The organism is Frankia sp. CeRuru1, from assembly GCF_977966315.1.
In genome coordinates this window covers 1-6,120 of record NZ_CDWWEW010000314.1, presented here as the reverse complement: position 1 = coordinate 6,120, position 6,120 = coordinate 1, and the positions used below count along the sequence as shown (strand labels likewise).

4 protein-coding genes and 1 pseudogene are annotated in these 6,120 nt (G+C 67.6%); all 5 read left to right on the top strand.

Going from position 1 to position 6,120, the window contains the following annotated elements; translation table 11 throughout:
• A partial coding sequence (locus tag AC08OP_RS18985; protein WP_476615418.1) for a transcriptional regulator occupies positions 1-447 on the top strand: 447 nt, incomplete at its 5' end.
• A 198-nt stretch (positions 448-645) separates the two neighbouring features.
• Positions 646-1,560: a phosphorothioated DNA-binding restriction endonuclease gene (locus AC08OP_RS18980; RefSeq protein WP_476615419.1), complete on the top strand. Its 915-nt coding sequence runs from the start codon at positions 646-648 to the stop codon at positions 1,558-1,560.
• A gap of 103 nt (positions 1,561-1,663) precedes the next feature.
• Complete coding sequence (locus tag AC08OP_RS18975) at positions 1,664-3,490, top strand: ATP-dependent nuclease (protein ID WP_476615417.1); 1,827 nt, start codon at positions 1,664-1,666, stop codon at positions 3,488-3,490.
• Positions 3,491-3,498: 8 nt separating this feature from the next.
• A complete protein-coding gene (locus AC08OP_RS18970; protein WP_476615416.1) occupies positions 3,499-5,205 on the top strand; it encodes a UvrD-helicase domain-containing protein in 1,707 nt (568 codons plus the stop codon).
• Between the two features lie 391 nt (positions 5,206-5,596).
• Positions 5,597-6,120 (top strand): annotated as a pseudogene (locus AC08OP_RS18965) (Mu transposase domain-containing protein); the annotation flags it as partial.

The window sequence follows — 6,120 nt, the reverse complement described above, 5'->3', positions numbered from 1 at the left end:
CAGCAGGGCCGTTCTCTCCAGCAGGTGGAGACCCTGTCCCGTGGCCGGTGGAAGGTCGCGGCGGTCGGCTCCTACGAACGCGGCGACCGGATGATCAGCGTCGAAGGGCTCGCGGCGCTCGCCGGCTTCTACGGCGTCCCCGTCCACGAGCTGCTGCCCGGCGGACGGCCTGACCCCCTCCCGCCGCGGGCGGCGCGAGTCGTGCTCAACCTGCCCACCCTGGCCAGCGTGCCCGCCGAAGACGCCGGACCGCTGCGCCGCTGGGTCGCCGAGATCCAGCGGGAACGCGGCGACTACGCCGGACGGGTCCTCTCGATCCGCGAAGGGGACCTGCGCACCCTCGCCACCCTCTACGCCCTCGACCGCAACCAGCTGCTCACCATGCTCCAGCAGTGGGAGGTGCTCGACCCGACGAGCGCCACCCCGGACACCTCCGACACCGTCTGAACCCGGGCACCGTGATCCAGCCGACAGCACGTCCGCTGCCGCGCCCCTTCCCACCATGCACTGCGGGAGGGGCACGCAGGCGCGGACAACCTCCACAGCGCTTTCCCCGACGCACCTGACCGCGTGCGGCGCGGCTAGGCGATGCCCCGGGGATACGACAGCGCCACGACCCGGTCGGCCGCTGGTTGAATCTTCGTGATGGACAGCGCCGAGTTGCTTGATCGGTTAGGTCGATTGCGGCGGGCCCAGGTCGGCGCGGTCCGGGTGCCTCACAAACCGCTGCTGCTGTTGTGGCTGTTCGGCCGGCTTGCCGCGACAGGCACCAGCGAGGTGAGCTATGCGGAGGCTGAGCAGCCCGTTAGCGGGTTGATCAACCAGTTCGGTCCGTCGGTGCGACGGTCGACGGCGCGGCAGCGGGCCGCGATGCCGTTCGTGCATCTGGAGCGCGACCTGTGGGACCTGCGTGACGCCGCCGGTGAGCCACTTGGCTCAGACCTACCGGAGCGAAGCCGCCTGCTTCACGACCTCGGCGCGGTCGGCCGCTTGCACCGCCACGTCGAGCAGATCCTCCTCGATCCCAGAATGCTTACCGCCGCCGCGAGGCTGCTGTTGGACCGGCATTTCACACCCGCGCTCGCGCCGCTGATCTGCGATGTCGTCGGACTTGACCTCGGCACGCGGGCCGACTCCACAGGTGTAGCCGGTGGGGATCGGCTTCGGCGACGGCGGAGCGCCACGTTCGCCGAGCAGGTGCTGCGGGTCTACGCCTACTGCTGCGCGGCCTGCGGCTTCGATGGGCGAATCGGAACGGTTCCGGTCGGGGTCGAGGCCGCCCATGTCCGCTGGCATAGCCAGCACGGCCCGGACGACGTCACCAACGGCGTGGCGTTGTGCTCGCTTCATCACACACTGTTCGACCTAGGTGTTCTCGGGTTGACGCCGGACCGGGAACTCAAGGTTTCCGATCTCTACGTCGCTCGATCGCCGGCCGGACACGCCGTCTACGCCCTCGCCGGGCGTCCGCTCGCGGTGCCTCTGCCCGGTCAACCCGCTGTCGACGCCAGCCACATCGTCTGGCATGACCGTCAAGTCTTCCGCAGTGTAGCAGCATGAGATGATCGCTTGTTGTCCGGCAACTGCCGGGCAGCAGATCGCTGGGGACGGCAGGCGGTAAGGCGGATGCCGTCGGCCGACTTCGCATGCATCGGGGGATCGAATGCAGGTCTGTCGTGTGACCCTGCGCCGCTTCCGTGGCGTTGAGGCCGGGACGGTGTATCTCGACGGCGACACGCTGCTGGTCGGGTCCAACAGCGTGGGCAAGTCCACCGTGTGCGAGGCGCTGGACCTGGTTCTCGGCCCGGAGCGGATGTTCCGCCGGCCTGTGATCGACGAGTACGACTTCTTCGCCAGCCGGTACCAAGCGACGGACGGAGTTCTCCCCGAGATACGCATCGAGGTGGTCCTGACTGACCTGACGCCGGAAGCGCGGCGGCGTTTCCACGGCCGCATGCGTCGCTGGTCGCCACGCCGACGTGACTTCGCGGAGTCGGCGCCCGCTGGCGACGAGGGGAACAGCGAGGACGTGTGGTGCCTGCCCGTCGTGTTCCTGGGGCGATTCAACCCGGACGAGGACGACTTCGAGGGCGGCACGTTCTTCGCGCATCCGGAACCGGTGGTTGACGACTTGACCGAGGAGTCCACCGAGCTGGGCGATGGGTTGAAGCCGTTCACTCGCGAAGACAAGCGGCTGTGTGGCTTCCTGTACCTGCGTCCCAACCGTACGGGCAGCCGCGCGCTCAGCTTCCAGCGCGGTTCGCTGCTCGACACCATCGTCCGTCTGGAGGCGGAGTCCGCCGGACAGCTGTGGGAGAAGGCTCTCCGCGACGTTGAGGAGGTGGTGATCGCTGGGGATGATTCCGCGTTCTTCAAGGTGCGCGAGCAGCTCCGTGCCCGCGTCGAGCGGTTCCTCAGCCTGAGTGACGGCCCCGGCGCGGTGAACGTCCGCGTCTCCGAGCTGACGCGGGACCATCTCCGCGAGGTCCTGCGGCTGTTCCTGTCCACTCAGCCCGGAGCGCACGGTGTGCCGTTCAACCGGCTGAGCACGGGCTCGTTGAACCTGCTCGTGTTCGCGCTGCTGACCTACATCGCCGAGCTGAAGGGCGACGACTCGGTAATCTTCGCGATGGAGGAGCCGGAGATCGCGCTGCCGCCGCACGCCCAGCGCCGGCTGGTCGACTTTGTCGTCAGCCGGATGGGGCAGGCGATCATCACGTCGCACTCGCCGTACGTAATCGAGAAGTTCGACCCCGGCCAAGTCGTCGTCCTGAGCCGCGACAGCACCGGCACGCTCACCAGCACCAACATCAGTCTCCCGGACGACTTCAAGCCTAAGAAGTACCGCAACAACCGGCGTCAGTTCGCCGAGGCGGTACTGGCCCGCGCTGTCCTCGTTGTGGAAGGCGCCACGGAGGTGCTCGTCTTCCGGGCCGTCTCTGACGTCCTCGACCGCGACGAGACCGTTGGCGGCTACCTGCACTTGGACCTCGCGGGCATCTCGATCTTCGATGCCGAGAACGACGTCTCAGTCCCGGTGTTCGCCCCGGTCTTCGCCGACATGGGTAAGCCGGTCTTCGGCATACACGACCATCCGAACCAGCCGCTGGGCCCCGACCTGGTAGCGAAGACGGCCCGGTTTACTCGGTACGAGGTCATCCCCTACAAGGGAATCGAGACGTTGCTGGTCGCCGAGACGCCCATCGCTGTCCAGAGGCGGTTCGCTGTGTCCGTGACGACGCGCCTCGACTACCCAAGCGGGGTGGGGCAGCTGGCGACGACCGCGACCGACGAGGAGGTCCGGTCACACATCCGGACCCTTCTGCAAGCGCACAAGGGGGCAACCGGCTACGCGGCCCTGCTGATCGCAGAGTGCTCCGGCAAGGCGGAGCTGCCACCCACACTTGCCGCCTTCCTGACCTCCATCGACGCGGACCTGCGCCAGAAGCCACCGGAGCCCGCTGACGCGGTAGCCGTTCCGCAGATCTGAACGTCACCGTGAACATCGACGAGACACGGCGCCAGATCCTCGCGGCGGACGGCCATCTGCTCATCCAGGGCGGCCCAGGCTGCGGCAAGACCACCATCGCGCTGCTCAAGGCAGCCTCCGTCGTGGACCAGCTGGAGCCCGAGCAGCGCGTCCTGTTCCTGAGCTTCTCCCGGGCCGCGGTACGGCAGGTCGGCGACCGCATGCGCGGCCTACTCCCGCGCGCCGTTCGGAACCGGCTGGAAGTCCGGACCTTCCACTCCTTCTTCCTCGACCTCGTCCGCGCCCACGGGCCCCTGCTGACCGGCAAGCCGTCCACCTTCATAGCGCCCGACCGCGAGCGTCAGTTGCGCGCGGACTTCAACGGCGACTGGACGGCAGAGACCCACCGGCTCGCCCGAGACGACGGACGCTACGTGTTCGACCGGCTCGCCGGCGCCGCCGCGTCGCTGCTGGCCCACCCGGCGATCCGCGCCCTCTATAGCGACGTCTACCCGCTGGTCATCGTGGACGAGTTTCAGGACACCAGCGACGACCAGTGGCAGGCCGTGCGGGAGCTGAGCCGCGGTTCGGTGCTCGTGTGCCTGGCGGACCCGGACCAGCGGATCTTCGGCTTCGTTGAAGGTGTCCACGACAAGCGGATCGAGCACGCGATCGAGGACCTCGACCCGAGACCGTTCGACCTGTCCGATGACAACCACCGCAGTGCCGGCACAGGGCTGCTCGACTACGCCAATGCCGTCCTGCGCAACGACCCCAGCGTGCCTGTGCCCGACACCGTCGTCACCGCGACCTATCCGGCATTCGTCAAGTGCGAGGTGCGAGCCCACGAGATAATCGTCGCGCTGCGGGACCATCTGGAGCGCCGGCTGGGCCGCACACCGACGATCGCGGTGCTCACGCGCACCAACAACCAAGTCGTCTGGATCTCGGAGACCATCGCGGCCGATCGCGCCGCTCCCTCCGGCCAGGGGAAGAGACTGCCAGCGGTCGACCACGAGCTGAACTGGGACCCCGAACTGGCTGCCGCCGCCGGGTACGTCGTGGCGTCAATCATGGAATGGCCCGGTCTGAGCCGCCTCCCCGCGCTCACAGGCACGCTGCGGGCGATCGCGGATTTCTACAGGATCAAGTTCTCCGGCGGCACCATCGGAGCCCGCAAGACGGTGGACAAGATCGAGAAGGCAGTCACCGCTATCGAGTCCGGGGTGGCCATACGACCTAACACCGCTAAGATCATTTCCTCGGCGTACGATGCCGGCATCCATCTGGACGGAGAGCCTGTCAGCGACTGGCAGGCGGCCCGAGCCCGCCTACACGGCACCGACGAACTGGACGAGATCTCCACGAGAGCCCGCCTGCTGCGGCTGTTCAAGGCGACCGACGCGCTCGCCTGGGCGCTCCTCGACATCTGGGACGGCCAAAGCGCCTATACCAACGCCACGCAGACGGTACGCCGCGTCCTGGTGAACCAAACTCTAGAGCTCACACAGAGCGAACCTGTTCCCGTCACTCTCATGAACATGCACAAATCCAAAGGCAAGGAATTCGATGGCGTGATCATCGTGGAGGGTCGCTACTCGGCGCCGCTGATCGATCCGACCCGGAGCCCGTCTGACATCGCAGACGCCCGACGCGTACTGCGCGTGGCGATCACCCGAGCGCGACACCTCGTGGTGCTAGTCCGACCATTAGGCGCCACACCGTTGACAGGCTGAATAGTCATAAATGGGCGCATCGCTGATCGAAACTAATTACGTTACGCAGGAGGCGCATCATCGGCCCCACGAGCCGCGTCACAGGCGTCACCCAGCGCCGGCTTGTCGAGGGCCTCGCCGCGCGTCTCTTGGAGAGAGTCAATTCGTTGCCGCGGGCGTCATCTCATTTCTTCCCTACCCTGATGGGTGGGAACTATTCTGGATGTACGTGCACCCGTTTGCTCGGGGGTGCGGGTTGATCGATCGATATTGGTCGAAGTTCGTAGCGGCCTATGCACCTTTCACTGTGCAGCATCCAATCTCCTCTGCCGGGCGGGCCCTACTCGACCATCTGGAGTGGCGTGGTGTGCTTCGGAGAGGGGTCGAGGAAGAGAGCGGCGACGGCTGAGTGGATCCCGAGTTCAAGGTCGTCGTCGAGCGGAACAACGGCTACCTGGAGACCTCGTTCCTGCCCGGCCGGTACTTCACCTCGCCGGCGGACTTCAACGCCCAGCTCGGCGACTGGCTGACCCGCACGGCGAACACCCGTACCGTGCGCTCGATCGGGGGCCGCCCCGTCGACCGGCTGGCCACCGATCGCGCGGCGATGCTGCCGCTGCCCCCGCTCGCCCCGGCCACCGGCCTGACCAGCCGGGTCCGCCTCGGCCGGGACTACTACGTGCGCGTCGACGCGGTCGACTACTCCGTCGACCCCCACGCGATCGGCCGGTTCGTCGACGTCACCGCCACGCTCGACACCGTCACCGTCCGGTGCGACGGCCAGCCGGTCGCCGAGCACCCGCGCAGCCTCGCCCCGCACGCCGTCATCACCGATCCGGCGCACGCCGCGGTCGCGAAGGCGATGCGCCAAGCCCTCACCGCGGACCGCCAGGCCCGCCAGACCGCCCGCAGGCACGCCGACGGCCACCTGGTGCC